A 25,930-nucleotide genomic window follows, 5' to 3' on the forward strand; every position below is an offset into this window, starting at 1 on the left:
TCCGACGATGCGGACGCCCCGGAGTCGACGGCATGAGGGGCAGTAGGAAATGACCGGCTTACGGCGAGGCATGAGCGTCTCCTAGGCGGCGTCGCGGCATGGGCCGCACAGGGGGGATCCGTCGGCGTTCCACTGCTCACGACGGCAGTTCGCGCACGGCGTCTTGAGCCGAAGCTGTGCCAACAATGGGGAATCGCCCGGCTCACCCGGCTCACCCCGGCTCACAGCTTCCTGACCTGTGGTTTCACTGAGCCGGACAGTTTCGCTATCCCGGCTCACGTCCGGCTCACCGTCGAATAGTGAGCCGGGGTGAGCCGGGGTGCCCGGCTCGTTTGCGTCGTCCTGACCTGCGGCGTTGCCGGGTGAGCCGGGTGAGCCGGGTGAATCGCCATTGTCGGCGTAGCTTCTGACTCCGATGCCCTCGTACACGGGTACCTGTCGGCCGCCGATCCGCGGCTTGGTCCGTCGGATGCGCGGCTCGACAGAGAGCAGGTCGCGGCCGAACACTGCCTTGGTCCCGGCTCGCACGCCTTGGCCTTCGGCCCAGTCCTTCCACATCTCCCACAGCACATCGACTGGGGTCGAGCAGGCCGGGCCTGTCTCGCACTGGTCGCGGACGAAGGCGGACATGGGCGACGCGGTGTCCTGCATGGTGGTGATGGAGTCGGCCGCGCTGGACGGCTGAGCGATCCGGCCGTTGCGCTCCAGCCGCGCGAGACCGAGCAGAGCCCAGTTGAGGATGCCGGGTAGCTCTGCGGCCAGCTTGTCCGTGAGTGCGGTGTCTTCCTTGCCGAGCCAGCTCACGGCCATGTTCAGGACGATGAAGCGGCGGGCGATCACTCCGGACGCGTCACCGAAGTTGGGCAGCTGGTTAGAGAGGATCATCAGCCGTGCGGGGATCTTGCCCGTCCACGGCTCGCGGTACTTCCGGTCCACGTCGATGGTGTCCTCCCCAGAAATGGTTAGCAGCCGCTCGACAACCTGGTGACCGTCCCGGCCGCCAAGCCGGGCATCGGAGATGACCGCGAGCGGTTTGCCCAGCAGCGGGGAGAGCCCGAAGTTGGTCGCGAGGCCGGCCAGCGTGGGCCCGGCGACGTTGCCCTTGCCGACGAGCATGCCGAGGACGCGCGCGATGGTGCCCTTGCCGGATCGGGTCGGTCCCACAATGAGCAGGATCTTCTGCTGATCGGTGCGGCCCGATAGGACGTACCCGAACCACTCCTGTACCGCCCTGATGGACTCGAGGTCATCGCCCCACACCTTGCTCAGGAACGTGAGCCAGTTCGGGCACGTCGCCTCGGGCACGTAGTCGAACGGCACGGAAACCAGGTTGAAGTACTCCGGGGTGAGCGGCCGCAGTTCCTGCGTGGTGACGTTCAGGAGTCCGTTCGTGCACGCGACGATGGGTGCGTGCTGCGGTGTGCCGTCCGTCCAGGTCGGGGCGTCCATGACGGGCGACAGAATCCGGATCGCCGACATGGCTTCCAAGAGATCGGCGATCTTCTTCTTGGTCGGTGCCCAGTCCTTGACCTCGGTGCCGCCCTTGGGCGTCTCGAACTCGAACGTGGCGTGCTCCAGCTCCTTGTACGCCACCGAACGCACCTCCGACGCATCCAGCTCTCGCCAGTGCATGCCCTCCCACTGCATCCACTGCCCGCGCCAGTGCAGGAGCGTGGGACGCTCCTCGTCGGTCCAGGCGGGGAGCAGAACGCGGGCCACGGCCATGGGGTTGCTGGGCGGCGGGAAGGTCATGCGGTGGCTCCCGTGCGGTTGTACGCGGATCGAATGGTGGCGGCGGCCTCGGACGCGGTGAGCCCTGCGTGAACGGCCGCTTCGAGCAGCGCGACCCGGGCGTCCTCATGTCCGTCCCGCGCGGCTTCGGCGGCCCGGCAAGCAGCCCAGAACAATCGGTTGTTGCGGTTTCCCGGTCGAGATTCGAGGACGAACGCGACCAGGCCGCGAGCGTCCCCGAGCGCCGGGTGGGAGACGTCCCGCCAGTGCGTCCTGCGCGCTGCGAACGTCGGCTTGGTGATGAGCGCGTCCAGCAGCCAGGCGGGGGCCACGGCGGGTGGCCGCTCGGGGTCCTCCAGCCGGTACCGAAAGCCGGAGGCGTGCCTGGCACCGGGGCCGATGACGTAGGCGTTCCCGGCGCGGACGTCGCCGTCGAACTGCCTCTGCAACTGGCCGAGCCCGTTGCCGAGACTGAGCGCGGCCGGAGCCCACAGGTAATCGTGGTGTCCCTTGGCCGTCCAGACGCGCATGGTGGCCGGCCACTGCTCACCGCGGGCGCTTGCTACGTCCTCGATGGCCCCGTGCCGGTCGCTGTCGACGACGAGCAGTCGTGAGCCCTCCGGTCCCGAGCAGGCGCCTACGGCCACGGCCGGGTTCCGGAATCCGCGGCTGAACGTCTCGTGGACCTTGCGCTCGTCGAGCGTCCAAGCTCGCGTGAATGCAACGGTTGGGTGCTTCCCTCGAGAGCCGTCGCATCTCTTGTGCAGGCCGGTGCAGCGCGGCGTGCGGGGGTGGTCGCAGGGGAAGACGGGGAACCCGTGCCGGACCAGCCACAGGGCGCCGTCGAGCGGCACCAGTTCGTCCGGCCGGCGCGCTAGTCTGTCGGTTGACTTGCCGTCCAGCTGGTCACCGAGCGCCCCGGTTGCCGCCGGGGCGTTCTTCTTTGCGCTCATGCGGCCTTGCCTCCGGCCTGCACTGTCTGCGCGTCGAGCCACGACTCAACCGCACTGCGCCGGTACTTGATGCGACCGCTCTTTCCGGGCGTGGTCTTCACGTAGGCAGGACCGAGCCCCTGCCAGCGGTAGTTGGCGAGGGTCTGCGGTGCGATGCCGTATTCGGCCTGCACCTGCCTCGGCGTCATCAATTGCTCTGCCACGGTCCGACTCCTGTCGAGATTTTCAGGACTAGAGCTTGCATCTTCCCGGGACAATCGGGAATGATGCGGAGAGTACCCGGGATGATCCCGCCCCGCAAGATCCGGTTTTCCGTCGTGATAATGACGACTGATAACGTCCGGATCATGACGACAGGACGCATTGAAGTGGGACCGACAGGACGCACTGTCGCCGCGAACGTGAAGCGGCTACGAGAGGGCCGAGGCCTCACGCTGCGGGCACTGTCTGCAGCGCTGAAGGACAACGGCCGGCCGCTGAGCGCGGACGCTCTGAACAAAATTGAGAACGGCGACGGCAACCAGGCACGCGGCGTCCGTCGTGTTGACGTTGACGACCTGGTGGCGCTCGCCGTGGCACTGGACGTGAGCCCGCTGGCACTGCTGCTGCCCCATGACGCTCGTGGCGTAGCCGAGATCACCGGCGCTGGGGAAGTCGACGGCCGGGACGCATGGTCGTGGGGCCGGAGCATGTCGCCCCTGCGACATTCGACGGTTCAGGACCAGGAGGAGAGGGAGCGGGGCCTTATGGCCTTCCACCTCGCCTCCAGTCCCGTCGGGATCACGAAGCAGAGTCGGCAGAGGTTGGAGGCAGGCGACGATGGCCCGAGTCTGGATTGAGGACCGCGCGGAGCACGCCGACTATCGGGTGGCCTTGGAGAACTGGCAGGCGGCAAAGCGTGAGGGCTCCAAGCGGCGCACCCCTGGCCGCTGGCGGGTCCGGTGGTATGGCCCGGACGGCAAGGGCAAGGCGAAGACCTTCGGGAAGCTCCCCCAGGCCGAGGCCGAGCGCGACGCCATTGCGGCCCGGCTCGACAAGGGTTCCTACCGAGACCCGAAGTCGGGTAAGGCAGCCGTGAAGGTCGTGGCCGAGGAGTGGTTCGCGTCCAAGCGAAAGATCGGCCGGACCACGAAGCGCGACTACCGAGACCTACTCGACAACTACGTCATCCCGTACTGGGGTGACTGGCAGGTCGCGGCCGTCCAGTGGGAGGACGTAGACGCGTGGGTGACGCGGCTGGAGAACGAGCCGGGGAAGTCTGGCCGGCCCCTCGGCGCGGCCCGCATCATCAAGGCGTACCGAGTGATGGCCATGGTCATGAAGCACGCGGTGTTCTCCAAGCGCGTGTCTGTGAGCCCCTGCCACGACCACGAACTACCGCGCCCGGACGACGAGGACGAACACGTCTACCTCACCTTCGAGCAGCTGGAGCAGCTGGCCGATGCCGCGGGCGAGTACCGGCTGCTGATCCTCACTCTCGGGTACTGCGGCATCCGCTGGGCCGAGGCGTCCGCGGTGAAGGTCGGCCGCCTGGCCGTCGTCCAGCGCCGCATCCGCATCGTGCAGAACTACACCGACGTGTCGGGCGTCCTCGCCCTGGGGCCGGTGAAGAACCACGAAAAGCGCTCGGTGCCGGTCCCCCGCTCGTTCGCCGAGGAGCTCGGCGGACTGGGCTCTGGCCGGAAGGCTGACGCGCTGCTCTTCACCGCTCCCGAGGGCGGCCCACTCCGCTACGCCAACTTCCGCTCGAGGACGTTCGACCCTGCGGTGAAGGCGGCGGGCCTCGAGGGCATGGGCATCACGCCGCACAAGCTGCGGCACACTGCAGCCTCGCTCGCCATCGCGGCCGGCGCCGACGTGAAGGTCGTACAGACGATGCTCGGGCACAAGGACGCGGCCATGACGCTCAACATCTACGGCCACCTGTTCCCCGACCGCCTGGACGAAGTGGCCGACCGGCTCGACGCCGGACGTGCCGTCGCACTGGACAAGCTCCGTGCGTCCCTCACGGAAGCGGCCTAGGAGAAATCATGCGTACAAAATGCGTACTGCCCGCTCGGGGACCTCCCCAGGCGGGCAGTGAGTGAACGGCCTGTGACCTGCCGTTTCATCGCTGAGCCGCCTTCGGGATTCGAACCCGAGACCTACGCATTACGAGTGCGTTGCTCTGGCCATCTGAGCTAAGGCGGCGCCGCCGCGCGCACCGGAGTGCGTCAGCAACGTCGCCAATCCTACACGCTCCCCCGGGGTGCTCCGCCCACCCTTTTATGGGCTGAGCTCACCCCGGCCCACCCGTCACGAGCAGCGCTTTCCGTCCTTCGGAGGGGTGCCGGTGAGCAGGTAGGTGTCGATCGCCGCGTCGATGCAGTCGCTGCCTCGGCCGTACGCGGTGTGGCCGTCGCCGTCGTAGGTGAGGAGGTGGCCAGAGGAGAGTTGGCCGGCGAGGGCCTTGGCCCAGGGGTAGGGGGTGGCCGGGTCGCGGAGGGTGCCGACCACCACGATGGGGGCGGCGCCGTCGGCGGTGATGCGGTGCGCCTCACCGGTGGGCTTCACCGGCCAGGAGGCGCAGTTCAGCGCGGCCCAGGCCAGGCCCGCGCCGAAGACCGGGGACGCCTTCTCGAAGGAGGGCAGCGCGTCCTCGACCTCCTTCGCGGAGGTGAAGGACGGCTGCTGGTCGAGGCAGTTCACGGCGGCGTTGGCGGCCATCAGGTTGGTGTACGTGCCGTCGGCGTCGCGCTCGTAGTAGCTGTCGGCGAGGGCGAGCAGGCCCGCGCCGTCCTTCTTGGTCATGGCCGCCGTGAGCGCCTCCCGCAGTTGCGGCCAGGCCCCCTCGTCGTACATGGCGGCGATCACGCCGGTCGTGGCGAGGGCTTCGCCGAGTTTGCGGCCGTCGGCGTCGCCGGCGCCGATGGGGGCGCGGTCCAGCTCGTTGAAGAAGGACTTCAGCCGCCGGCCCGCCTGCTTCGGGGTGCCGGTGCCCAGCGGGCATCCGGAGCGGGCCACGCAGTCCTTCGCGAACGACTGGAACGCGGTCTCGAAACCGGCGGTCTGCTGCCGGTTCAGTTCGCGGGACGGCAGGGAGGGGTCCATCGCCCCGTCGAGCACGAGCCGCCCGACCCGCTCCGGGTACAGGCCCGCGTACGTCGCGCCGAGGAACGTGCCGTAGGACGCCCCGACGTAGTTCAGCTTCTCGTCGCCGACGGCGGCGCGCACCAGGTCCATGTCGCGGGCCGCCTCCACGGTGGAGACATGCGGCAGGACCCGCCGGGAGACCCGGTCGGCCGTCTGGCAGCCGGACGCGAACCTGTCGAAGGCGGCGGAGAGCTGCTTCTGCTCGCGCTCGTCGTCGGGTGTCACGTCGGTCTGCGTGTACGTGTCCATCTGCTTGCCCTCGAGGCAGGTGACGGGCGCGCTGCGGGCGACGCCGCGCGGGTCGACGGCGACCATGTCGTAGCCGGCGCGGACCTTCTTCGGGTAGCCGATGCCCGCGTACGCCTGGAGGTAGCCGATCGCGGAGCCGCCGGGGCCGCCCGGGTTGACCAGGAGCGAGCCGAGGTGCTTGCCCGGGCCCGTGGCCTTCTTCCGGGAGACGGCGAGGTCGATGTCGCCGGCGGACGGCTTGTCGTAGTCGAGCGGCGCCTTGAGCGTGGCGCACTCGAACCCGGGCGCACCGCACTTGCGCCACTTCGGGGTCTGGTCGTAGTACGCGCTCAGCCGGGTTTCGTCGGAGCTGGGCAGCGCGGCGAGTGAGACGTCCGCGGTGTCCGAACGCGCCGGCGAGCAGGCCGCGATGCCGGTCAGCAGCAGCCCGGTGGCCGCGGCGAGCAGGGCGGTGCGGCGGCCGGCGGTCGAGGGGCGACGTGCGGTGGAGGAGCGACGTGCGGTGGAGGAGCGACGCGCGGTGGAGGGGTGGAGCCTGAAGTCCATCGGGCGAGAGTAACGCTCCGCGCGGACCAGGTCACTTTGAGTAGTTCCGGCGAAGCCTGGAACGGCGGCGCGGGCGTGCTCTATCCCGCCCGCAGCGCCATGGTCATCGCCTCGACCGCCAGCAGCGGGGCGACATTGCGGTCCAGGGCGACCCGGCACGCCCCGATCGCCTCGATCCGTCTGAGCGTCGACTCCGGCGACGAGCTCCGCGCCAGCCGCTCCAGCGTGTCCTGGATGTCGGTGTTGGCGAGCGCCACCCGGGATCCGAGCTGAAGCGCCAGCACGTCCCGGTAGACGCCCGTCAGCTCGGTGAGCGCCAGATCGAGGGAGTCGCGCTGCGAACGCGTCCGGCGCCGCTTCTGCTTGTCCTCCAAGTCCTTCATGACCCCGGCCGTGCCGCGCGGCATCCGCCCGCCGCTCTGCGCGCCGAGCGCGGCCTTCAGCTCGTCGGTCTCCTTGGTGTCGACCTCCTCGGCGAGCTGCTTGGAGTCCTCCGCCGCCGCGTCGACCAGCTCCTGCGCCGCCTTGAGGCAGCCGCCGACGTCCTCGACGCGCAGCGGCATCTTCAGCACCGCGGCTCTGCGCTCCCGCGCGCGGGGGTCGGTCGCCAGACGCCGGGCCCGGTCGATGTGGCCCTGGGTGGCGCGGGCGGCGGTCGCGGCGACGGCCGGCTCGATGCCGTCGCGCCGTACGAGCATGTCGGCGACGGCGTCCACGGCGGGCGTGCTCAGCGTCAGCAGCCGGCAGCGGGAGCGGATCGTGGGCAGCACGTCCTCGACCGAGGGCGCGCACAGCAGCCACACCGTGCGCGGGGCGGGCTCCTCCACGGCCTTCAGTACGGCGTTCGCCGATTTCTCGTTCAGCCGCTCGGCGTCCTCGACGAGGATCACCTGCCAGCGGCCGGTCGCCGGAGACGTGTACGACTTGCGGACGGTGTCACGCATGTCGTCGACGAGGATCTGGGCGCCGACCGCGGCGATGGTGGAGACGTCCGCGTGCGTGCCGAGCAGGGCGGTGTGGCAGCCGTCGCAGAACCCGCAACCCGGGGCTCCGCCGAGCGCTCTGTCCGGCGACACGCACTGGAGCGCCGCCGCGAACGCCCGCGCCGCGGTGACCCGGCCCGCGCCCGGCGGCCCGGTGAACAGCCAGGCGTGCGTCATCTTCGACGCGGCGGGCGGCGGTGTCCCGGCCCCGGCGGCGGTCACCAGGGCGTCCGCGTCCCGCGCCGCCGCGTCCAGCTCCGCGACCACGCGCTCCTGACCGACCAGGTCGTCCCATACGGCCATGGGGATACCGCCCTTTCTCCAGCTCCCGCCATTGTGCCGGGCGCCACTGACAACACGGCCCGCACCCGGTTGGCTACGCGGGTGACTGATCTCCGTATCGAGACCCTGACCCTGCGCAGAGGGACCCGGTCCGACGACGCCCTGATCGTCGACTGGCAGCACGTGCACAACACGATCGTGCCGGTCGACTCGGCGTACCTCTCCCTCGACGACGTACGCGAACGGGCCGGGCGCAACGTCCTGGAGGTCGCCTATGCCGGGGACGTCCTCGTCGGCTGCTCCACCGTGCGCGCCCCGCGGGACGGGGTGGCCACGGTCATCTCACGGGTGCTGCCGGAGCACCGGGGGCGCGGGTTCGGCAGGGCCCTGTACGAGCGGGGGCTCGGCAAGGCCCGCGCTCTGGGCGCCGAGTACATCGAGACCGTCGTACTGGCATCGAACACGGCGGGGCTGCGCTTCGCGGAGCGGGCCGGGTTCACCGTGGAGGTCGACCGGTACCGGCTCGACGGTGACACGGTCGACTGGGTGGAACTGAGGCTGGCCTGAACCGCACCCGGCCTCCGCCCACCCTTCGCCCGACCTCCACCCGACGACCTCGGGTCACCGGCGGCGACGCCGGTTCCGGCCTCCGCCCGCCGTGTCGTCGTCGTCCTCGTCCCGGCCGCCCAGCAGTTCGTCCGCCAGCGTCGGCAGGTCGTCCAGCGGGGTCTCCTCCGCCCAGTCGGGGCGGGGGCGACGGCGCGGCCGGCCCTCCTCGTCGACCTGCGGCAGCTCCGCCGTACGGTCGGCGCCGCTGTCCTGCGACTGCGCGGGCGACGACGCGGTCCGCTCGTCACGGAAGTAACCCGGCGGCACGCGGTCCTCCGCCCCGCCCCCGTCGGAGACCTGCGGAAGCACCGCGGTCTCGTCGGCGGCACCGGCCGGCGGCCTCGGCAGCTGAGCCGTCTCCTCCGCGTCCCGGACGGGCGGCAGCACCGCGGTCTCCTCGGCATCCCGAACCGCGCCCCGACCGGCCCGGCCTGAGTCCCGGCCGGAGTCCTGACCCTTGCCCGAGTCCCGGCCCACGCCCCAAGTCACGGCCTGACCGGAGTCCGGTCCCGCGTCCCGGCCCGCGTCCCGGACCGGCGGCAGCACCGCCGTCTCCTCGGCCGCGGACGGCGTCTGGGGCCGCACGATCGGCGTCGGCACCGTCGTCTCGTTGTCCGGCACGGGCTGCGCGGCACGCTTGGCAGGCTCAGCGGGCGTCGCAGGGGTGGCACGCTTCGCCGGCTCAGCAGGCGCGGCGGGCTTCGCAGGCGTCTCCGGCTTACGAAGGTTCGCCGTCCCGGTGGACGCGGACCTGGTCGCGGACGTGCTCGCCTGGGCGGCCTGCGCCGCCTGCGCGGCCTGGGCCGCGAGCCGTCGCGCCTCCTCCGCGCGCAGCAACGCCTCCTCGGCCTTGCGCTGCTTCTCCAGGCGCCGCTCCTCGGCCTCGGCACGGAGCCGCGCCTCCTCCTCGGCCTGCTTGCGGCGGCGCTCCTCCTCGACGGCGCGGGCCTGCTCCTCGGCGAGGAGACGGGCCTGCTCGGCCTCGGCCTTCTTGCGGGCCTCCTCGGCGCGCTGTCTGGCCTCCTCCGCCTGGCGCTCGGCCTCGATGCGCTGCGCCTCCTCCAGCTCGCGGCGCTTGCGCTCCTCCTCCTCGGCGCGGAGCTTGGCGAGCTGCTCCTGACGCTCGCGCTCGACCCGCTCCTCCTCGGCCTTGCGCGCGGCCTCTTCCTCCGCCTTGCGCCGCGCCTCTTCCTCGGCGGCCTTGCGGGCCTCCTCCTGCGCCTTGATCTCCGCCTCGGAGAGCGGCAGGAGCAGGTCGAGACGGTGGCGTACGACGGTCGTCACGGCCTCCGGCTCCTGGCCCGCGTCGACCACGAGGTAGCGGCCCGGGTCGCTGGCGGCCAGCGTCAGGAAACCGGAGCGCACGCGCGCGTGGAACTCCACCGGCTCCGACTCGAGGCGGTCCGGCGCCTCGGTGAACCGCTCGCGCGCGGCCTCCGGGTCGACGTCGAGCAGGACCGTCAGATGCGGGACGAGCCCACCGGTGGCCCACCGGTTGATGCGGGCGACCTCGGTCGGCGACAGATCGCGGCCCGCGCCCTGGTAGGCGACGGACGAGTCGATGTAGCGGTCGGAGATGACGATGGCGCCGCGCTCCAGGGCGGGCCGTACGACGGTGTCGACGTGCTCGGCGCGGTCGGCCGCGTACAGAAGGGCCTCGGCGCGGTGCGAGAGGCCGGCCGACGAGACGTCCAGCAGGATCGACCGGAGCCGCTTGCCGACGGGTGTGGCGCCGGGCTCGCGCGTGAGCACGACCTCGTGGCCCTTGCCGCGGATCCACTCGGCGAGGGCCTCGGCCTGCGTCGACTTGCCGGCGCCGTCGCCGCCCTCCAGGGCGATGAAGAAGCCGGTGGTGGCCGGGGCCTGGGCCGGGTCGTTCCCGCCGAGCAGCGCGTCCCTCAGGTCGTGCCGCAGGGGTACGCCGCTGCGGTCGTCGGCCTTGGCGAGGACCAGCGCGGCGACGGGCAGCAGCAACGCGCCGATGAGCATCAGCGTGAACGCGGCGCCGCCGTGCGCGAACACGAACTTGCCGTTCTCCAGGCGGTGCGGCCCGATGAGCGCGGCGAGGACCGGCGCGATCACGGCGCCGAGGGCGACGCTGACGCGCACGACGGCCTGAAGGTGCTCGGTGACGCGGGCCCGCCGGTACTCCTCGCTCTCCTGGTCGAGCAGCGTGTGCCCGGTGTTCGCGGCGATGCCCGCGGTGACACCGGCGAGGGTGGAGACGAGGATCACGGTCGTCACGTCGGGGACGAGCCCGGCGGCGAGCAGCGCGATACCGGTGAGCGCGATGACGAGCGCGAGAAGGCGGCGCCGGGAGAGCGCCGGCAGCACGGTCGGCGCGGTGCGGATGCCGACGACGGTGCCGCCGGTCAGACCGAGGACGAGCAGCCCGAACGTGACCGGGCCACCGCCCAGGTCCTTGGCGTGCAGCACGGACACGGCGACGGCGGCCGCGATCGCCGCGGCGACGGCGGCGCAGGCGACGACGAGCAGCGGGATCGCGCCCGTACGGCCCTTGTCGACACCGCTGCCGGTCTTCGGGCGGCGCAGTCCTTCGAGCGGCGACCGCGCGCGCGGGGTCTGCGCGCCGGGAAGTTCGAGGAAGAAGACGACGGACAGCGAGGCGGCGAACAGCCCGGCGCTCACGTACGACGACAGCGCGACCTGGTGCTGTGCGAACCAGTCGACGCCCGCGCCGATCAGGTTCTGGATCAGCGTGACGAGTACGAGTACGGCGGCGGCCAGCGGGATCGCCACGAAGCCGGTCCGCAGGGAGAGCCGGCGCAGTGCGTCCATGTGGTCCGGCAACGGTCGCACGGCCGCGCCCTCCAGGGGCGGCGCGGGCAGCAGGGCCGGCGCGGCGCTCTCCTTGGCGACGGTCCAGAACCGCTCGGCGACACCGACGACGAAGGCGGTGACGAGGAGCAGCGCCGGTGCGTTGTCCGGGGTCCAGTCGATCCACAGCGGCGCGACGATCAGCAGCGCGGCCCGCAGTCCGTCGGCGCCGACCATGGTCCAGCGCCGGTCGAGGGGGCCGCCCGGGGTCGTCAGCGAGGTCAGCGGTCCGAGCAGGACGGCGCCGAACAGCAGCGTCGAGAGGATGCGCGCCCCGAACACCGCGGCGACGGCGAAGGCCACGCCCCGGTACCCGCCGCCGAACGAGCCCTGTGCGATGGCCGCCTGTAGCGCGAGCACCACGAGCACAAGCAGCCCGAGTACATCACCGACCCCGCCTACGAGCTGTGCGGACCACAGTCGCTTCAACTGAGGTTCACGCAGGAGTGCGCGCACGGCGCGCTCCCTGGAGTCCGCTACCAGGGCGTCGTCTGGGGCCGTGTGGGGGGCCGTTGGCTGCTCGGCACGGGTCATTCGTCCAGCCTATCGGGACGGACCGACAGTCCGGGCGCCCACCCGAACAAACGGACGCCTCCGGGCACCGAACCCGGAGGCGTCTCCTCCACATAAGCCGCGTACTGCTCGCCGGGCCGAACCCGGCCGACTCGACCTACGCGGCCTGCTCCGCCTACTCGGCCGAAGTCGCCTTCTTCGCGGGCGCCTTCTTGGCGACGGCCTTCTTAGTAGTGGTCGTCTTGGCCGCGGTCTTCTTGGCAGCGGCCTTCTTGGCGGGTGCCTTCTTCGCCGGGGCCTTCTTGGCGGCAGCCTTCTTGGCAGGCCCCTTGGCCCGCTTCTCCGCGAGCAGCTCGAAGCCGCGCTCGGGTGTGAGCTCCTCCACGGAGTCGCCGGAGCGCAACGTGGCGTTCGTCTCGCCATCGGTGACGTACGCCCCGAAGCGGCCGTCCTTCACGACGACCGGCTTCTTGCTGACCGGGTCCTCGCCGAGCTCCTTCAGCGGCGGCTTGGCGGCCGCGCGCCCACGCTGCTTGGGCTGGGAGTAGATCTCCAGCGCCTCTTCGAGCGTGATGGAGAAGAGCTGGTCCTCGGTCTGCAGGGACCGCGAGTCCGTGCCCTTCTTCAGGTACGGCCCGTACCGCCCGTTCTGCGCGGTGATCTCGACGCCCTCGGCGTCGGCCCCCACCACGCGCGGCAGCGACATCAGCTTCAGGGCGTCTTCCAGCGTCACCGTGTCGAGCGACATGGTCTTGAAGAGCGAGGCGGTCCGCGGCTTCACCGCGTTCTTGCCGGTCTTCGGGGTGCCCTCGGGGAGCACCTCGGTGACATACGGACCGTAGCGCCCGTCCTTGGCGATGATCTGGTGGCCGCTGGCCGGGTCCGTGCCCAGCTCGAAGTCGCCGCTCGGCTTGGCGAGCAGTTCCTCCGCGTACTCCACCGACAGCTCGTCGGGGGCGATGTCCTCGGGGACGTCGGCGCGCTGGTGGTTCTCGGAGTCGCGCTCGCCGCGCTCGATGTAGGGGCCGTAACGCCCGACACGGAGCACGATGTCGTTGCCGACCGGGAAGGACGAGACCTCGCGGGCGTCGATCGCGCCCAGGTCCGTCACGAGCTCCTTGAGGCCGCCGAGGTGGTCGCCGTCCCCGTTGCCCGCGTCGGCCGCGCTGGCGTCGCCCGAGCCCTCACCGCCGAAGTAGAAGCGCCGCAGCCACGGCACGGACTGCGCCTCGCCCCGCGCGATGCGGTCGAGGTCGTCCTCCATCTTCGCGGTGAAGTCGTAGTCGACGAGCCGGCCGAAGTGCTTCTCCAGCAGGTTCACGACGGCGAACGACAAGAAGGAGGGGACCAGCGCGGTCCCCTTCTTGAAGACGTAGCCCCGGTCGAGGATCGTGCCGAGGATCGACGCGTACGTCGACGGACGGCCGATCTCGCGATCCTCCAGCTCCTTGACCAGCGAGGCCTCGGTGTACCGGGCCGGGGGCTTGGTCGCGTGGCCGTCGACCGAGAGCTCCTCGGCGGTCAGCGGGTCGCCCTCGGAGACCTGCGGAAGACGGCGCTCGCGGTCGTCCAGCTCCGCGTTCGGGTCGTCCGCGCCCTCGACGTAGGCCTTGAGGAAGCCGTGGAAGGTGATCGTCTTGCCGGACGCGCTGAACTCGGCGTCGCGGCCGTCGGAGGACCGGCCGGCGATCTTCACGGTGACCGAGTTGCCGACGGCGTCCTTCATCTGGGAGGCGACGGTGCGCTTCCAGATCAGCTCGTACAGCTTGAACTGGTCGCCGCTCAGACCGGTCTCGGCAGGCGTACGGAAGCGGTCGCCGGAGGGGCGGATCGCCTCGTGCGCCTCCTGCGCGTTCTTCACCTTGCCGGCGTACGTGCGCGGCTTGTCGGGGAGGTAGTCGGCGCCGTACAACTGCGTGACCTGCGCACGAGCCGCCGAGACGGCCGTGTCCGACAGGGTGGTGGAGTCCGTACGCATATAGGTGATGAAGCCGTTCTCGTACAGCTTCTGCGCCACCTGCATGGTCGCCTTCGCACCGAAGCCGAGCTTGCGCGAGGCCTCCTGCTGCATCGTCGTCGTACGGAAGGGGGCGTACGGCGAGCGGCGGTACGGCTTGGACTCGACGGAGCGCACGGCGAACCGCGTGTCCGCCAGGGCGGCGGCCAGCGCGCGGGCATTGGCCTCGTCCAGGTGCAGCGTGTTCGCCGAGTTCCCGCCCTTGATCTGGCCGAGCGAGTCGAAGTCGCGGCCCTGCGCGATGCGCTTGCCGTCGACCGCGCTGAGGCGCGCGACGAGCGACGACGGGTCGGAGAGGTCCCCGGCCCTGCCGGTCGCGAAGGTGCCGGTCAGGTCCCAGTACTCGGCGGAGCGGAAGGCGATGCGCTCGCGCTCCCGCTCGACGACGAGGCGGGTGGCCACGGACTGGACGCGGCCCGCCGACAGCTTCGGCATGACCTTCTTCCACAGGACCGGCGAGACCTCGTAGCCGTAGAGACGGTCGAGGATGCGGCGGGTCTCCTGGGCGTCGACCATGCGCTTGTTGAGCTCGCGCGGGTTGGCGACGGCGCTGCGGATCGCGTCCTTGGTGATCTCGTGGAAAACCATCCGGTGGACGGGAACCTTGGGCTTCAGGACCTCAAGGAGGTGCCACGCGATGGCCTCGCCCTCGCGGTCCTCATCGGTGGCGAGGAAGAGTTCGGTGGAATCCTTCAGCAGGTCCTTGAGCTTCTTGACCTGCGCCTTCTTGTCGGCGTTGACGACGTAGATCGGCTGGAAGTCGTGTTCGACGTCCACTCCGAGGCGGCGTACCTCACCGGTGTACTTCTCGGGAACTTCGGCCGCGCCGCTGGGGAGGTCGCGGATGTGCCCGACGCTCGCTTCGACGACGTACCCAGGGCCGAGATAGCCCTTGATCGTCTTCGCCTTGGCGGGCGACTCGACGATGACGAGTCGGCGGCCGCCCTGTGCGGTCTCGCTGGTCGGGGACAACTTCGCTCTTCTCTCCGGTCGGCGGTTGGGGCCGTTTTGTGACGGTGTCCCGTCGGTAGCAACAGCACTGCTGCGGAGTGTGACGGTACCTCCCGCCGGTGTGTCAAACGGGAAAAGCACGCAGCAGCCACTCGGAACGGTAACCCGACTCCTCGTGATCCTGCCCCCGGACCGGGGAGCGGACGCCTCACCTCCAGGGAGCGGACGCCTCACCTCCGACGAGCGGAGGCATCGCCTCCGGGTAGTCACGGGATCACTGTGCGTACCACGGACTGGCACGTTCCTGTCACGAGCGTTTCCATTGCGCTTCTATCCGTGCTCCCTCACTCCACTCCCTTATCTGGCCCTGACAAGATGACGGGAGGCTGGGGGAGCCCGAGGGAAGCCCCGGTCCGTCCCCACCGGCATCCCGACCCAGGAGCATCCCCATGTCCGACAGCAATCCCTACGGCCAGCAGCCCCCGCAGGAGCAGCCGGGCGCGAACCCGTACGGCTACCCGCAGCAGGGCGCGCAGCCCGGATACGGCGCCGCTCCGGGCCAGCCCGGCCAGCCGCCGCAGGGCGGTCAGCCCAACTACGGCTACCCCTACCCGGGCTCCGCGCCGGCCGGCGGCGGCTACCCGCCCCAGCCCCAGCCGGGCATGCCCGTCGCCTACGACCCGATGGCGCCGTACGGCTACGACCCCTACGGCCGCCCGTACTCGGACAAGTCCAAGATGACGGCCGGTCTGCTCGGCATCTTCCTGGGCACGTTCGGCGTCGGCCGCTTCTACACCGGCCACACGGGACTGGCCGTCGGCCAGCTCCTCGTCGGCGTGCTGACCTGCGGCATCGGCGGTATGTGGGGCTTCATCGACGGCATCGTCATGCTCGCCGGCAGCAACACGACCGACGCGCAGGGCCGCATCCTCCGTTCATAGTGGCGGCCTCTTCGCGTACCGCACCCCGCGCCCCGGCCGCGGCACCTCTCATGGTGCTCGCCGCCGGGGCCGCCGGGGCCGCGTACCTCTACGGCACCGACCCGCACGAGCCCGGACACTGGCTGCCGGGCTGCCCGTTCCGCGCGCTCACCGGGCTGCTCTGCCCCGGCTGCGGCGGCACCCGCATGGCGTACGACGTGCTGCACGGCGACCTCGTCACCGCCTGGCACGACAACGCGCTGCTGCTGGCCGCTACCCCGTTCGTCCTTTATCTGCTGGGGTGTTGGCTGTACGAAGGGCTGCGGGGGCGCCGGTGGCGGCCCGTCCCGAACACCCGCGTCCAACTCGGCCTGCTCGGCGTCGCCGTGGTGTGGTCCGTGCTGCGCAACGTGATCTGACGCGACGTCACCATCCTGCGCGCAAGGTCACGAACTTGCCACGATCGGTGCCCCAGGACCATGCCACCCGGGTATCCCCCTCTACGCTTCGTTGTCCCGAGGCCACGCCGTGTCCCCACCGGTGCGTCGCCCTCGGATTCTTCCGCTCACCGGCTCGCGTCGTCGCGCCGGTTTTTCCGTCCCTAGGAGCAACTCCCATGTCCCAGCCCTTCCCCGGCGCCACGCCCGAGGCCCCGTTCGGCGTCGACCCGCAGGGCCGCCCGTACTCCGACAAGCAGAAGATGGTCGCCGGTCTGCTCGGCATCTTCCTCGGCTCGTTCGGCATCGGGCGCTTCTACGTGGGCGACACCAAGATCGGCGTCTGGCAGCTCGTCGTCTCCGTCCTGACCTGTGGCGCCGGTGGCCTGTGGGGCTTCATCGACGGCATCCTGTTCCTCACGAGCAACGACCGTACGGACGCCCAGGGCCGCGTCCTGCGCTGACGCCCTGCGCCGAACGTTCACGTACGTTCCCGTACGGAGTCGTACGTTTCTGTACGTGCTCGTACGTTTCTGTACGCGCCGACGCCCGCCCCGGATCACTCCGGAGGCGGGCGTCGCCGTATGTCCTGCTGCGGGTGAGGCAGCGTCAAGCCCGGTGCACGTCAGGTCTGGCCGAAACACCACGCCGCGAGCGCCAGGCAGCCGAGGCCGACCGCTCCGGCGACCACCGCCGACGCCACGGGGCGCGCGCCGTACACCACCGGCTCCCGGTGCACCGTCCGCGCGCCCGTCCACACCACAAGTCCTACGCCGAACAACGCGAACACCGTGCCCGCGAAGACCGCAGGTGCACTCTCCATCGCCTTGCCTCCCCGACTCCGGGACGGCTCGCGCCGCCCAGGCCGGACGCTGACACGGGCGGGGGAACCCCGGGTGAACTCCCGGGCAGCACCAGGCGAAGGCCGGTACAAGGCGAGGGTCGGTACAAGGCGCGGATCGGTGTGACGCGAAGAGACCTATCCGGCGCGTCCGGCGGGCTTCAGGAAACCCTGCTCGATCAGCGTACGGATCTGGGCCGGAGTCCGGTCGCGGAGCAATACCTGCTCCTCGCCCACCAGTTGCGCGATGGCGTCCAGGATCCGCCCGGCGCTCAGCGTCCCGTCGCACACGCCCGCGAACCCGGCGCCGACCGTGTCCACCTTCGTCGCCCGGCGCATCCCGCGCCCCTGCCGCAGCACGACGTGCTCGGGGTCCTCGGCGCCCGGCAGCCCGACCTGCTCCTGCACGACCTCTCCGGCGAGCAGGAAGGAGGCCTCGAGCAGCGCCGCGTCGTCGTGCGTGCGGAGCCAGTCGACCCGCTCGAAGTGCGCCCGGACCGTGGAGCCGAGCGGCTGCTCGACGGGGTGCGGCCACTCCTCGACGACGATCGAGGGCTCCTCGGCCGCGGAGGCGCTCTTCCTGAGCGTGATCCACCCGAAGCCGACGGCCGTCACCTTACGAGCCTCGAACTCGTCGAGCCACGCGTCGTACCGGGCCGCGTACTCGGCCGGGTCCGTGCGGTGATCACCGGCGTCGCGCAGCCACAGCTCGGCGTACTGCGTGATGTCCTGCACCTCGCGCTGCACGATCCAGGCGTCGCAGCCGCGCGGCACCCACGAGCGCAGCCGCTCGGTCCACTCCTCCCCCTCCACGTGCTGCCAGTTGGCGAGGAACTGGGCGTATCCCCCCTCGTTCAGATGCTCCCCCGCCCCTTGAACGAGCGAGCGGCACAGATCGTCCCCGCCCATCCCGCCGTCGCGGTACGTGAGCCGCGCTCCGGGCGAGATGACGAAGGGCGGATTGGACACGATCAGGTCGTACGTCGCGTCGCCCACGGGTTCGTACAGCGAGCCCTCGCGCAGCTCGGCGGCGGGCACCCCGGACAGGGCGAGCGTGAGCGCGGTGATGTGCAGGGCGCGGGAGTTGAGGTCGGTCGCGGTGACCTGCGTGGCGTGCCGCGCCGCGTGCAGCGCCTGGATCCCGGAGCCGGTGCCGAGGTCGAGGGCGGCGGCGACGGGCGTGCGCACGGTGATGCCGGCGAGCGTGGTGGACGCCCCGCCGACGCCGAGCACGACGCCCTCGTCGTGGCTGCCGATGCCGCCGGCGCCGCCGACCGCACAGCCCAGGTCGGACACGATGAACCAGTCCTCGCCGTCGGGTCCGCCGTACGGGCGTACGTCGACGGTCGCGCTCACCTCGTCACCGATCTCGCGCAGCCAGCCGCTCTCCCGGCACGCGTCGAGGGGCAGTACCCCGGCGACGCGTTCGCGCGGCACGGGCTGTTGCAGCAGGAAGAGCCGCACGAGCGTCTCCAGGGGCGAGTCCCCCCGGGTGGCGCGCAGGGCGGGCACGGTCTCGCTGCGCGCGAGCGCCGCGTAGGCGGGCGCCCCGAGCAGTTCGAGCAGCCCGTCGGCGGTGAACTCGGCGGCGAGCAGGGCGGCGCGCAGCGAGGCGGCGACGTCGTGACGGTCAGCGGCGGGCAGCGTGGCGGAAACGGAAGAACTCACGCCTCCATTGTGACGCCGACCGGCCGCGCGCGGGCGTAGTGCACCCGCCCGAGGCACGGGAAACGACGACGCCCCCGGTGCTGCGGCAGAACCGCAACGCCGGGGGGCGTCGGAAAAGAGGCCTGCTCAGGCAGGACCGGACCGGTCCGGACTAGGAGCCCGACGGCGTGGCGGACGCGCTCTTGCAGCTCTCCTGCTTGGCCATCGCCTTGCCCACGTCGCCCTCCTCCAGGTTCTTCAGGGCGTCGCTCCCGGACTGGCTCAGCTTGGCGAGCTCGCCCGCGATGTTCTTGAGGCCCTCGGCGAACTTCGCCTGGTCACCGGTGTCCAGCTTGTCGACCTGCTTGCGCAGATCGGCGTAGGACGTCGAGATCTTGTCCAGCTCCTTGACGGCGTCCTGCTGCTTCTTCTCACCGCCGTCGACATTCGGAGCGCCCGCCTTGTCGACGGCGTCACCGATCGCCTTGTACGCGTCGGACATGTCCTGGAACGCCTTCGAGTCCGTCTTCTGGACGACGGCCGGCGCGCTGTTGTCGGACGTCTCCTTCTGGATCGCGGCGTTGGCAGACTCGATCTTCTTCGCCTGCGGCTGGACCTTGTCGCAGACCTGCTTGGCCCAGGAGTCCAGCTTCTCGTTGCCGTCGTCACCGCAGCCCGACAAGGCCAGTACCAGTACCGCACCGCCGGACAGTGCGGCGGCAAGCTTCTTGTTCACCGGATCGGTCCCTTCCATGGCTCTCGGCCCCGGAACTTACACGCCGGGCACACGACAATCGCACCTCGGGCGCCCCATAAGACCGCTTTGTTGACCTTTAGCAGCCATTTGCACCAAGGGAGAGAAGGCTCACGGAAGAAGTACGCACGGATCGCGGACGAGTTCAGAAGGCGCAGGTGGCGCGGGAGCGGACACAACAATGGGCGGACAGCCCGTCAAGCGCCGCTGCCCGCCCATCTGTTGAGACCAGCCGTTGAGACCAGCCGTTGAGACCAACTGTTGAGGCCAACTGCTGAAACGATCGCTCGATACGCCGCTACGTACGGGACGGTGCCACGGCCGGATCCGCCGGCTTCGGCACCCGCCCCGAACCGTTGTCGCCGTTCCCGTTGTCGTCGGCGACCGCGATGCCGCGCCGCTTGGAGACGTACACCGCGCCGATGATGACGCCGAGCGAGACGACGGCGACCGCGACCCGTACGGGCACGCTCGCGTCGTCCCCGTAGCTGAACTTGACGACCGCGGGCGCGATGAGCAGCGCGACGAGGTTCATCACCTTCAGCAGCGGGTTGATCGCGGGCCCCGCGGTGTCCTTGAACGGGTCCCCGATCGTGTCACCGATCACCGTGGCCTCATGGGCCTCGCTGCCCTTGCCGCCGTGGTGCCCGTCCTCGACGAGTTTCTTCGCGTTGTCCCAGGCACCGCCCGAGTTGGCGAGGAAGACGGCCATCAGCGTGCCGGTGCCGATGGCGCCGGCGAGGTAGGCGCCCAGCGCGCCGACGCCGAGCGTGAAGCCGATCGCGATCGGCGCCATGACGGCGAGCAGCCCGGGCGTGGCGAGCTCCCTGAGCGCGTCCTTGGTGCAGATGTCGACGACGCGCCCGTACTCCGGCTCCTCCGTGTAGTCCATGATCCCGGGGTGCTCGCGGAACTGCCGCCGCACCTCGTAGACCACCGAACCCGCCGACCTCGATACGGCGTTGATGGCGAGCCCGGAGAAGAGGAACACCACCGCGGCTCCGGCGATGAGGCCCACCAGGTTGTTCGGCTGGGAGATGTCCATCACGAGGTTCATCGGCCCGCCGTCGCCGACTTTCTCCCCCACGTCCCTGGCCGCGGTGAGGATCGCGTCACGGTACGAGCCGAACAGCGCTGCGGCCGCGAGCACAGCCGTGGCGATGGCGATGCCCTTGGTGATGGCCTTCGTCGTGTTGCCGACGGCGTCCAGGTCGGTGAGCACCTGCGCGCCCGCCCCCTGTACGTCGCCGGACATCTCGGCGATGCCCTGTGCGTTGTCGGAGACCGGCCCGAAGGTGTCCATCGCCACGATGACGCCGACGGTGGTGAGCAGCCCGGTGCCGGCCAGCGCGACCGCGAACAGCGCGAGCATGATCGACGTACCGCCGAGCAGGAACGCCCCGTACACGCCGAGCCCGATCAACACCGCCGTGTAGACCGCCGATTCGAGGCCGAGGGAGATTCCCGCGAGCACGACGGTCGCGGGTCCGGTCAGTGACGTCTTGCCGATGTCCTTGACCGGGCGCCGGGTCGTCTCGGTGAAGTAGCCGGTGAGCTGCTGGATCAGTGCGGCGAGCACGATGCCGATGGCCACGGCGACGACCGCGAGGATCCGCGGGTCGCCGTCCTTGACGCGGATCGCCGCGTCGGTGACGCCGTCCAGGTCGGCGTACTTCCCCGGGAGGTACACGAAGACGGCCACGGCCACCAGGGCGAGCGAGATCAGCGCGGAGATGAAGAATCCGCGGTTGATGGCGCTCATCCCGCTGCGGTCGGCGCGGCGGGGCGCGACGGCGAAGATGCCGATCATCGCCGTGATGACGCCGATCGCGGGCACGATCAGCGGGAACGCGAGTCCGGCGTCGCCGAAGGCCGCCTTGCCGAGGATCAGCGCGGCGACCAGCGTGACGGCGTAGGACTCGAAGAGGTCGGCGGCCATGCCCGCGCAGTCCCCGACGTTGTCGCCCACGTTGTCGGCGATCGTCGCGGCGTTGCGCGGGTCGTCCTCCGGAATGCCCTGTTCGACCTTGCCGACCAGGTCGGCTCCGACGTCGGCGGCCTTGGTGAAGATGCCGCCGCCGACCCTCATGAACATCGCGATCAGCGCGGCGCCGAGCCCGAATCCCTCGAGGACCTTGGGCGCGTCGGCCGCGTAGACGAGCACGACACACGAGGCGCCGAGCAGACCGAGCCCCACCGTGAACATGCCGACGACGCCGCCCGTGCGGAAAGCGATCTTCATGGCTTTGTGCGAGACGGCGGTGAGATCCTTTTCCGGCTCGCCTTCCGCCGGCGTTGCTTCCCGGGCCGCGGCGGCGACACGCACATTGCTGCGCACCGCGAGCCACATTCCGATATAGCCGGTGGTCGCCGAGAATCCGGCGCCGATCAAGAAGAAGATCGAACGCCCCGCGCGCTGATTCCAGTCGTCCGCCGGAAGCAGCATGAGCAGGAAGAACACCACGACGGCGAAAATGCCGAGGGTGCGCAACTGTCGGCCCAGATAGGCTTTTGCGCCTTGCTGGACCGCGGCCGCGATCTTCTTCATGGAATCCGTTCCCTCACCGGCCGCGAGCACCTGGCGCACCAGGACTCCGGCCACGGCGAGCGCCGCGAGCGCGACGACGGCGATGATGATCACGATCAGACGGTTGTCGTCCGTCAGGACTGCGGCTGCGAAGGTAGAGGGCTCCGCCATTCGTCCTCCTTGACGCTTGGGCTGAGCTCAAGATGTGGACGGATTGTAGGGAGCGGAACCTGATCAAAACAGTGCGCGGCAAACGTTGATGTTCTTCTTCTGCCACCCGGTCTGCTACCCGTCAAATGATCGACGGACACCGGTCAGGCCACGTCAGGGGGAAATTTGATAACGCCCTCAAGGCATTATCGAAGATCCCTGATCTAGGAATTAGCGAGGGGAAAATTCCGGAAAAACAGAAGAGGCCCGGTTCGCCACGGGGACGAACGGACCTCTACGAAGACGTGAAGGGGACCTCTGCGAGGGCGGGTACGGAACCTCTACGGCAACGTGACCGGCACCTCTACGAAGATCAGCGCGAAGCGCTGGGGGAAACTACGGGAGCGTCAACGGCGTGGTCGGCCAAGTCATCCGAATGAGACCTCCGGACTCGTCGGCGGTGACCTCTACGTCGTCCACGAGGCCACTGATGACGGCGAGACCCATCTCGTCCTCGCCCTCCGCCTCGAGCTCCTCGCCGCCACCGGAGCCGGGTGCACCGGGATCGGCCACCGTACGGGGAGCCTCGTCACCGACCTCGATGGAGAACTGCTTCTCCTCCTCGATCAGCGCCACCCGGACCGGCGCCGCGATGTCACTGCTCTGGTGCAGCCCCACGGCGCGGGTGCACGCCTCGCCGACGGCGAGCCTGACCTCGTCGAGGACCGCCTCGTCCACGCCCGCCCTGCGCGCCACCGCGGCCGCCACGAGGCGGGCCGTCCTGACGTGCTCGGGCAGAGGGCTGAAGCGGAGTTCGACGGTGGCCATGCATCCCCCTCGGACGTACGGGCGTGCTCTCGGGGACCGGGCCGGCCAAGGCCCGATCCCCGCCATCAAGCGATCTACCGGATCGGCCTGATCGAAGTCGATCAGTCGGTCGCCGCGACGGCTTCCTCGACCGAGGTGTGAATGGGGAACACCTTGGTCAGGCCCGTGATCCTGAAGATCTTGAGAATGCGCTCCTGGTTGCAGACCAGGCGCAGCGAGCCCTCATGGGCACGCACCCGCTTCAGGCCGCCGACCAGCACGCCGAGCCCGGTGGAGTCGAGGAAGTCCACGCCCTCCATGTCGACGACAAGGTGGAAACTGCCGTCGTTCACCAGCTCGACCAGCTGCTCGCGCAGCTTGGGCGCGGTATATACATCGATTTCGCCACCGACCTCGACGACCGTACGATCGCCGACGGTACGGGTCGACAGGGACAGGTCCACGGATCCTCCAGCACCTTGCTATCGAGCGGTCGCCCCTCGGGGATACCTCGGCTTGATCCCCCGGGACGGTTCGCCAGCCGCGATGGCATTCAATCACTTACCGGCAGGCGTGCACGACGCCTTGGAGGCATTGTCCGTCACGCCAGTGACACACTCGGTGCCGATGGCCAAGAAACACCGACCCGATCGACCCCTGTCGTCCGCTGCCTCCCGCCCCTCTCCCGGGGCGGTTCTGGAGCGGCTCGCCTCGGGTCCGAACAGGGCTGCGCGCATCACTCATACGGAGCACTTGCCCCCTCGCCCCGGTCGTCATGCAGTCTGGCCGGATCGGATTAGATCCGAGGTCATCGCGGCCGTACAGGAAGCGGGAATCGAACACCCGTGGGCACACCAGGCCCGTGCGGCGGAGCACGCCCTGGACGGCGAGTCGGTGATCGTCGCCACCGGCACGGCCTCCGGCAAGTCCCTCGCCTACCTGGTCCCGGTCCTCTCGAAGCTCCTCGAAGGATCCGAGGCGCCGAACGGGCGCGGCGCGACCGCCCTGTACCTCTCCCCGACCAAGGCGCTCGCCGCGGACCAGTGCCGATCGGTGAAGGAACTTTCACAACCGCTCGGCACGTCGATCCGTCCCGCGGTCTACGACGGCGACACCCCGTTCGAAGAACGCGAGTGGGTACGGCAGTACGCCAACTACGTCCTCACCAACCCCGACATGCTGCACCGCGGCATATTGCCCTCGCACCCGCGCTGGTCCTCCTTCCTGAAAGCCCTGAAGTACGTCGTCATCGACGAGTGCCACACATACCGCGGCGTCTTCGGATCGCACGTCGCCCAGGTGCTGCGCCGCCTGCGCCGCCTGTGTGCCCGCTACGGCTCCTCCCCGGTCTTCCTCCTCGCCTCGGCCACGGCGGCCGAGCCGGCGGTCGCAGCGGGCCGTCTGACGGGTCTGCCGGTCGTCGAGGTCGCCGACGACGCCTCGCCCCGCGGCGAGCTCGTCTTCGCCCTCTGGGAGCCTCCTCTCACCGAGATGCAGGGCGAGAAGGGCGCCCCGGTCCGCCGCACCGCCACCGCCGAGACCGCGGACCTGCTCACCGACCTGACCGTGCAGGGCGTCCGCTCGGTCGCGTTCGTACGGTCCCGCCGCGGCGCCGAACTGATCTCGGTCATCGCCCAGGAGCGCCTCGCCGAGATCGACCGCTCCCTGGTCCGCCGCGTGGCCGCCTACCGTGGCGGCTACCTGTCGGAGGAACGCCGCGCCCTCGAAGCCGCCCTGCACTCCGGCGAGCTCCTCGGCCTCGCCGCCACCACCGCCCTCGAACTCGGCATCGACGTCTCCGGCCTGGACGCCGTCGTCATCGCCGGCTACCCGGGCACCCGCGCCTCCCTGTGGCAGCAGGCGGGCCGCGCCGGGCGCTCGGGCCAGGGCGCTCTCGCCGTCCTCGTGGCCCGCGACGACCCCCTGGACACCTACCTGGTCCACCACCCCGAAGCCCTCTTCGACCAGCCGGTCGAGTCGACGGTCCTGGACCCCGACAACCCGTACGTCCTCGCCCCGCACCTGTGCGCCGCCGCGGCCGAACTCCCGCTGACCGAGCCCGACGTGGAGCTGTTCGGTCCGACGACGACGGAACTCCTCCCGCAGCTCGAAGCGGCGAAACTGCTCCGCCGCCGGGTGAAGGCCTGGCACTGGACGCGTCGCGAGTCCGCCGCCGACCTGGCCGACATCCGCGGCGAGGGCGGCAACCCCGTCCAGATCGTCGAGGCAGCCACGGGCCGGCTCCTCGGCACGGTCGACGCCGCCTCCGCCCACACGACCGTCCACGACGGCGCGGTCCACCTCCACCAGGGCCGCACGTACGTGGTGACCCACCTCGACCTCGACGACGACGTCGCCCTCGTCGAACCCGGCAACCCCACCTACTCCACCACCGCCCGCGACACCACGGCCATCTCCATCCTGGAGACGGACGTCGAAGTCCCCTGGGGCGAGGGCCGGTTGTGCTACGGCTCGGTCGAGGTCACCAACCAGGTCGTCGGCTACCTCCGCCGCCGCCTCATCACCGGCGAGGTCCTCGGCGAGACCAAGCTCGACCTCCCTCCTCGTACGCTGCGCACCCGCGCCGTGTGGTGGACGGTCACCGAGGACCAGCTCGACGCCGCCCGCATCAACCCCGAGATCCTCGGCGGCGCCCTGCACGCCGCCGAACACGCCTCCATCGGCATGCTCCCCCTCTTCGCCACGTGCGACCGCTGGGACATCGGCGGCGTCTCGATCCCCCTCCACCCGGACACGCTGCTCCCCACGGTCTTCGTCTACGACGGCCACCCCGGCGGGGCGGGCTTCGCCGAACGCGCCTTCCACACCGCCCAGGAGTGGCTGACCGCCACCCGCGCTGCCATCGCCTCCTGCGAATGCGAAGCCGGCTGCCCCTCCTGCATCCAGTCCCCCAAGTGCGGCAACGGCAACGACCCCCTGCACAAACGAGGTGCGGTCCGGCTGCTTTCGGTCCTGCTCAAGGGGGCGGAGGCGGCGGAGGCGGCGGGAGCGGGTCCCGACGCGGCGGAGGCCGCGGGAGCGG

At 70.4% G+C, this 25,930-nt stretch carries 20 protein-coding genes and 1 tRNA gene; 7 read left to right on the forward strand and 14 right to left on the reverse strand.

The window, feature by feature from the left end; all coding sequences use genetic code 11:
• Positions 1 to 81 precede the first annotated feature (81 nt).
• Genes ABD366_RS41050 through ABD366_RS41060 form a run of 3 tightly spaced genes read right to left on the reverse strand, consistent with a single transcriptional unit; the run spans position 82 to position 2,887 of the window.
• Positions 82 to 1,752, reverse strand: a complete 1,671-nt coding sequence (locus tag ABD366_RS41050; protein ID WP_324775335.1) for a DNA primase family protein — start codon at positions 1,750 to 1,752, stop codon at positions 82 to 84.
• Complete coding sequence (locus tag ABD366_RS41055) at positions 1,749 to 2,684, reverse strand: bifunctional DNA primase/polymerase (RefSeq protein ID WP_324775337.1); 936 nt, start codon at positions 2,682 to 2,684, stop codon at positions 1,749 to 1,751. Before ABD366_RS41055 ends, ABD366_RS41050 begins: the two co-directional genes overlap by 4 nt.
• Positions 2,681 to 2,887, reverse strand: coding sequence for a helix-turn-helix transcriptional regulator (locus ABD366_RS41060; RefSeq protein ID WP_324775339.1), 207 nt, complete (start codon positions 2,885 to 2,887; stop codon positions 2,681 to 2,683). The genes ABD366_RS41055 and ABD366_RS41060 overlap by 4 nt, the downstream gene beginning before the upstream one ends.
• Before the next feature lie 144 nt (positions 2,888 to 3,031).
• On the opposite strand from ABD366_RS41060, the gene ABD366_RS41065 reads away from it, so the two are divergent.
• Together ABD366_RS41065 and ABD366_RS41070 are read left to right on the forward strand one after the other, a co-directional pair.
• A complete protein-coding gene (locus tag ABD366_RS41065) occupies positions 3,032 to 3,523 on the forward strand; it encodes a helix-turn-helix domain-containing protein (RefSeq protein ID WP_324775341.1) in 492 nt (163 codons plus the stop codon).
• A complete protein-coding gene (locus tag ABD366_RS41070) occupies positions 3,504 to 4,706 on the forward strand; it encodes a tyrosine-type recombinase/integrase (protein ID WP_324775343.1) in 1,203 nt (400 codons plus the stop codon). Before ABD366_RS41065 ends, ABD366_RS41070 begins: the two co-directional genes overlap by 20 nt.
• A gap of 94 nt (positions 4,707 to 4,800) precedes the next feature.
• On the opposite strand, the gene ABD366_RS41075 is transcribed toward ABD366_RS41070, so the two are convergent.
• From ABD366_RS41075 to ABD366_RS41085, 3 genes are all read right to left on the reverse strand, one after another.
• Positions 4,801 to 4,874 (reverse strand) — tRNA-Thr (locus tag ABD366_RS41075).
• Between the two features lie 105 nt (positions 4,875 to 4,979).
• Positions 4,980 to 6,611 carry an alpha/beta hydrolase gene (locus ABD366_RS41080; RefSeq protein WP_324775346.1) on the reverse strand — a complete coding sequence of 544 codons (1,632 nt, stop codon included), beginning with the start codon at positions 6,609 to 6,611 and terminating at the stop codon, positions 4,980 to 4,982.
• A gap of 80 nt (positions 6,612 to 6,691) precedes the next feature.
• Entirely contained in the window at positions 6,692 to 7,897 is a 1,206-nt protein-coding gene (locus ABD366_RS41085) for a DNA polymerase III subunit delta' (RefSeq protein ID WP_324775348.1), read from the reverse strand.
• Between the two features lie 81 nt (positions 7,898 to 7,978).
• On the opposite strand from ABD366_RS41085, the gene ABD366_RS41090 reads away from it, so the two are divergent.
• Positions 7,979 to 8,443 (forward strand): GNAT family N-acetyltransferase, encoded by a 465-nt coding sequence (locus tag ABD366_RS41090; protein WP_324775350.1) that lies wholly within the window; start codon positions 7,979 to 7,981, stop codon positions 8,441 to 8,443.
• Between the two features lie 54 nt (positions 8,444 to 8,497).
• Here the strand turns inward: ABD366_RS41090 and tmk are convergent, their stop codons facing one another.
• The gene (tmk, locus tag ABD366_RS41095) at positions 8,498 to 11,857 is read right to left on the reverse strand and encodes a dTMP kinase (protein WP_324775352.1); all 3,360 of its coding nucleotides are present in this window, start codon (positions 11,855 to 11,857) and stop codon (positions 8,498 to 8,500) included.
• 154 nt (positions 11,858 to 12,011) lie between these two features.
• A complete protein-coding gene (gene topA / locus ABD366_RS41100; protein ID WP_324775354.1) occupies positions 12,012 to 14,825 on the reverse strand; it encodes a type I DNA topoisomerase in 2,814 nt (937 codons plus the stop codon).
• Positions 14,826 to 15,253: 428 nt separating this feature from the next.
• Here topA and ABD366_RS41105 point away from each other — a divergent pair, with 428 nt between their 5' ends.
• From ABD366_RS41105 to ABD366_RS41115, 3 genes are all read left to right on the forward strand, one after another.
• Entirely contained in the window at positions 15,254 to 15,745 is a 492-nt protein-coding gene (locus tag ABD366_RS41105; RefSeq protein WP_324775356.1) for a TM2 domain-containing protein, read from the forward strand.
• Positions 15,746 to 15,795: 50 nt separating this feature from the next.
• Positions 15,796 to 16,143, forward strand: a complete 348-nt coding sequence (locus ABD366_RS41110; protein ID WP_324775382.1) for a DUF2752 domain-containing protein — start codon at positions 15,796 to 15,798, stop codon at positions 16,141 to 16,143.
• A 197-nt stretch (positions 16,144 to 16,340) separates the two neighbouring features.
• A complete protein-coding gene (locus ABD366_RS41115; protein WP_324775358.1) occupies positions 16,341 to 16,625 on the forward strand; it encodes a TM2 domain-containing protein in 285 nt (94 codons plus the stop codon).
• A 161-nt stretch (positions 16,626 to 16,786) separates the two neighbouring features.
• On the opposite strand, the gene ABD366_RS41120 is transcribed toward ABD366_RS41115, so the two are convergent.
• From ABD366_RS41120 to bldG, 6 genes are all read right to left on the reverse strand, one after another.
• The gene (locus ABD366_RS41120) at positions 16,787 to 16,984 is read right to left on the reverse strand and encodes a hypothetical protein (RefSeq protein ID WP_324775360.1); all 198 of its coding nucleotides are present in this window, start codon (positions 16,982 to 16,984) and stop codon (positions 16,787 to 16,789) included.
• A gap of 156 nt (positions 16,985 to 17,140) precedes the next feature.
• Positions 17,141 to 18,670 carry a DUF7059 domain-containing protein gene (locus ABD366_RS41125; protein WP_324775362.1) on the reverse strand — a complete coding sequence of 510 codons (1,530 nt, stop codon included), beginning with the start codon at positions 18,668 to 18,670 and terminating at the stop codon, positions 17,141 to 17,143.
• Between the two features lie 151 nt (positions 18,671 to 18,821).
• Positions 18,822 to 19,403: a small secreted protein gene (locus ABD366_RS41130; protein WP_324775364.1), complete on the reverse strand. Its 582-nt coding sequence runs from the start codon at positions 19,401 to 19,403 to the stop codon at positions 18,822 to 18,824.
• Between the two features lie 298 nt (positions 19,404 to 19,701).
• Positions 19,702 to 22,101, reverse strand: coding sequence for a sodium-translocating pyrophosphatase (locus ABD366_RS41135; protein WP_324775366.1), 2,400 nt, complete (start codon positions 22,099 to 22,101; stop codon positions 19,702 to 19,704).
• A 375-nt stretch (positions 22,102 to 22,476) separates the two neighbouring features.
• On the reverse strand, positions 22,477 to 22,908 hold the full coding sequence (locus ABD366_RS41140; protein WP_324775368.1) for an ATP-binding protein: 432 nt from the start codon (positions 22,906 to 22,908) through the stop codon (positions 22,477 to 22,479).
• Between the two features lie 101 nt (positions 22,909 to 23,009).
• Complete coding sequence (gene bldG / locus ABD366_RS41145) at positions 23,010 to 23,351, reverse strand: anti-sigma factor antagonist BldG (protein ID WP_003975386.1); 342 nt, start codon at positions 23,349 to 23,351, stop codon at positions 23,010 to 23,012.
• 82 nt (positions 23,352 to 23,433) lie between these two features.
• Between bldG and ABD366_RS41150 the strand changes: the two genes are divergently transcribed.
• Positions 23,434 to 25,930 (forward strand): DEAD/DEAH box helicase (locus ABD366_RS41150; protein ID WP_344443503.1); only part of this gene is annotated, 2,497 nt, incomplete at its 3' end.

Origin of the sequence: Streptomyces kunmingensis (assembly GCF_039533535.1) — a bacterium.
GTDB classification, from domain to species: domain Bacteria; phylum Actinomycetota; class Actinomycetes; order Streptomycetales; family Streptomycetaceae; genus Streptomyces; species Streptomyces kunmingensis.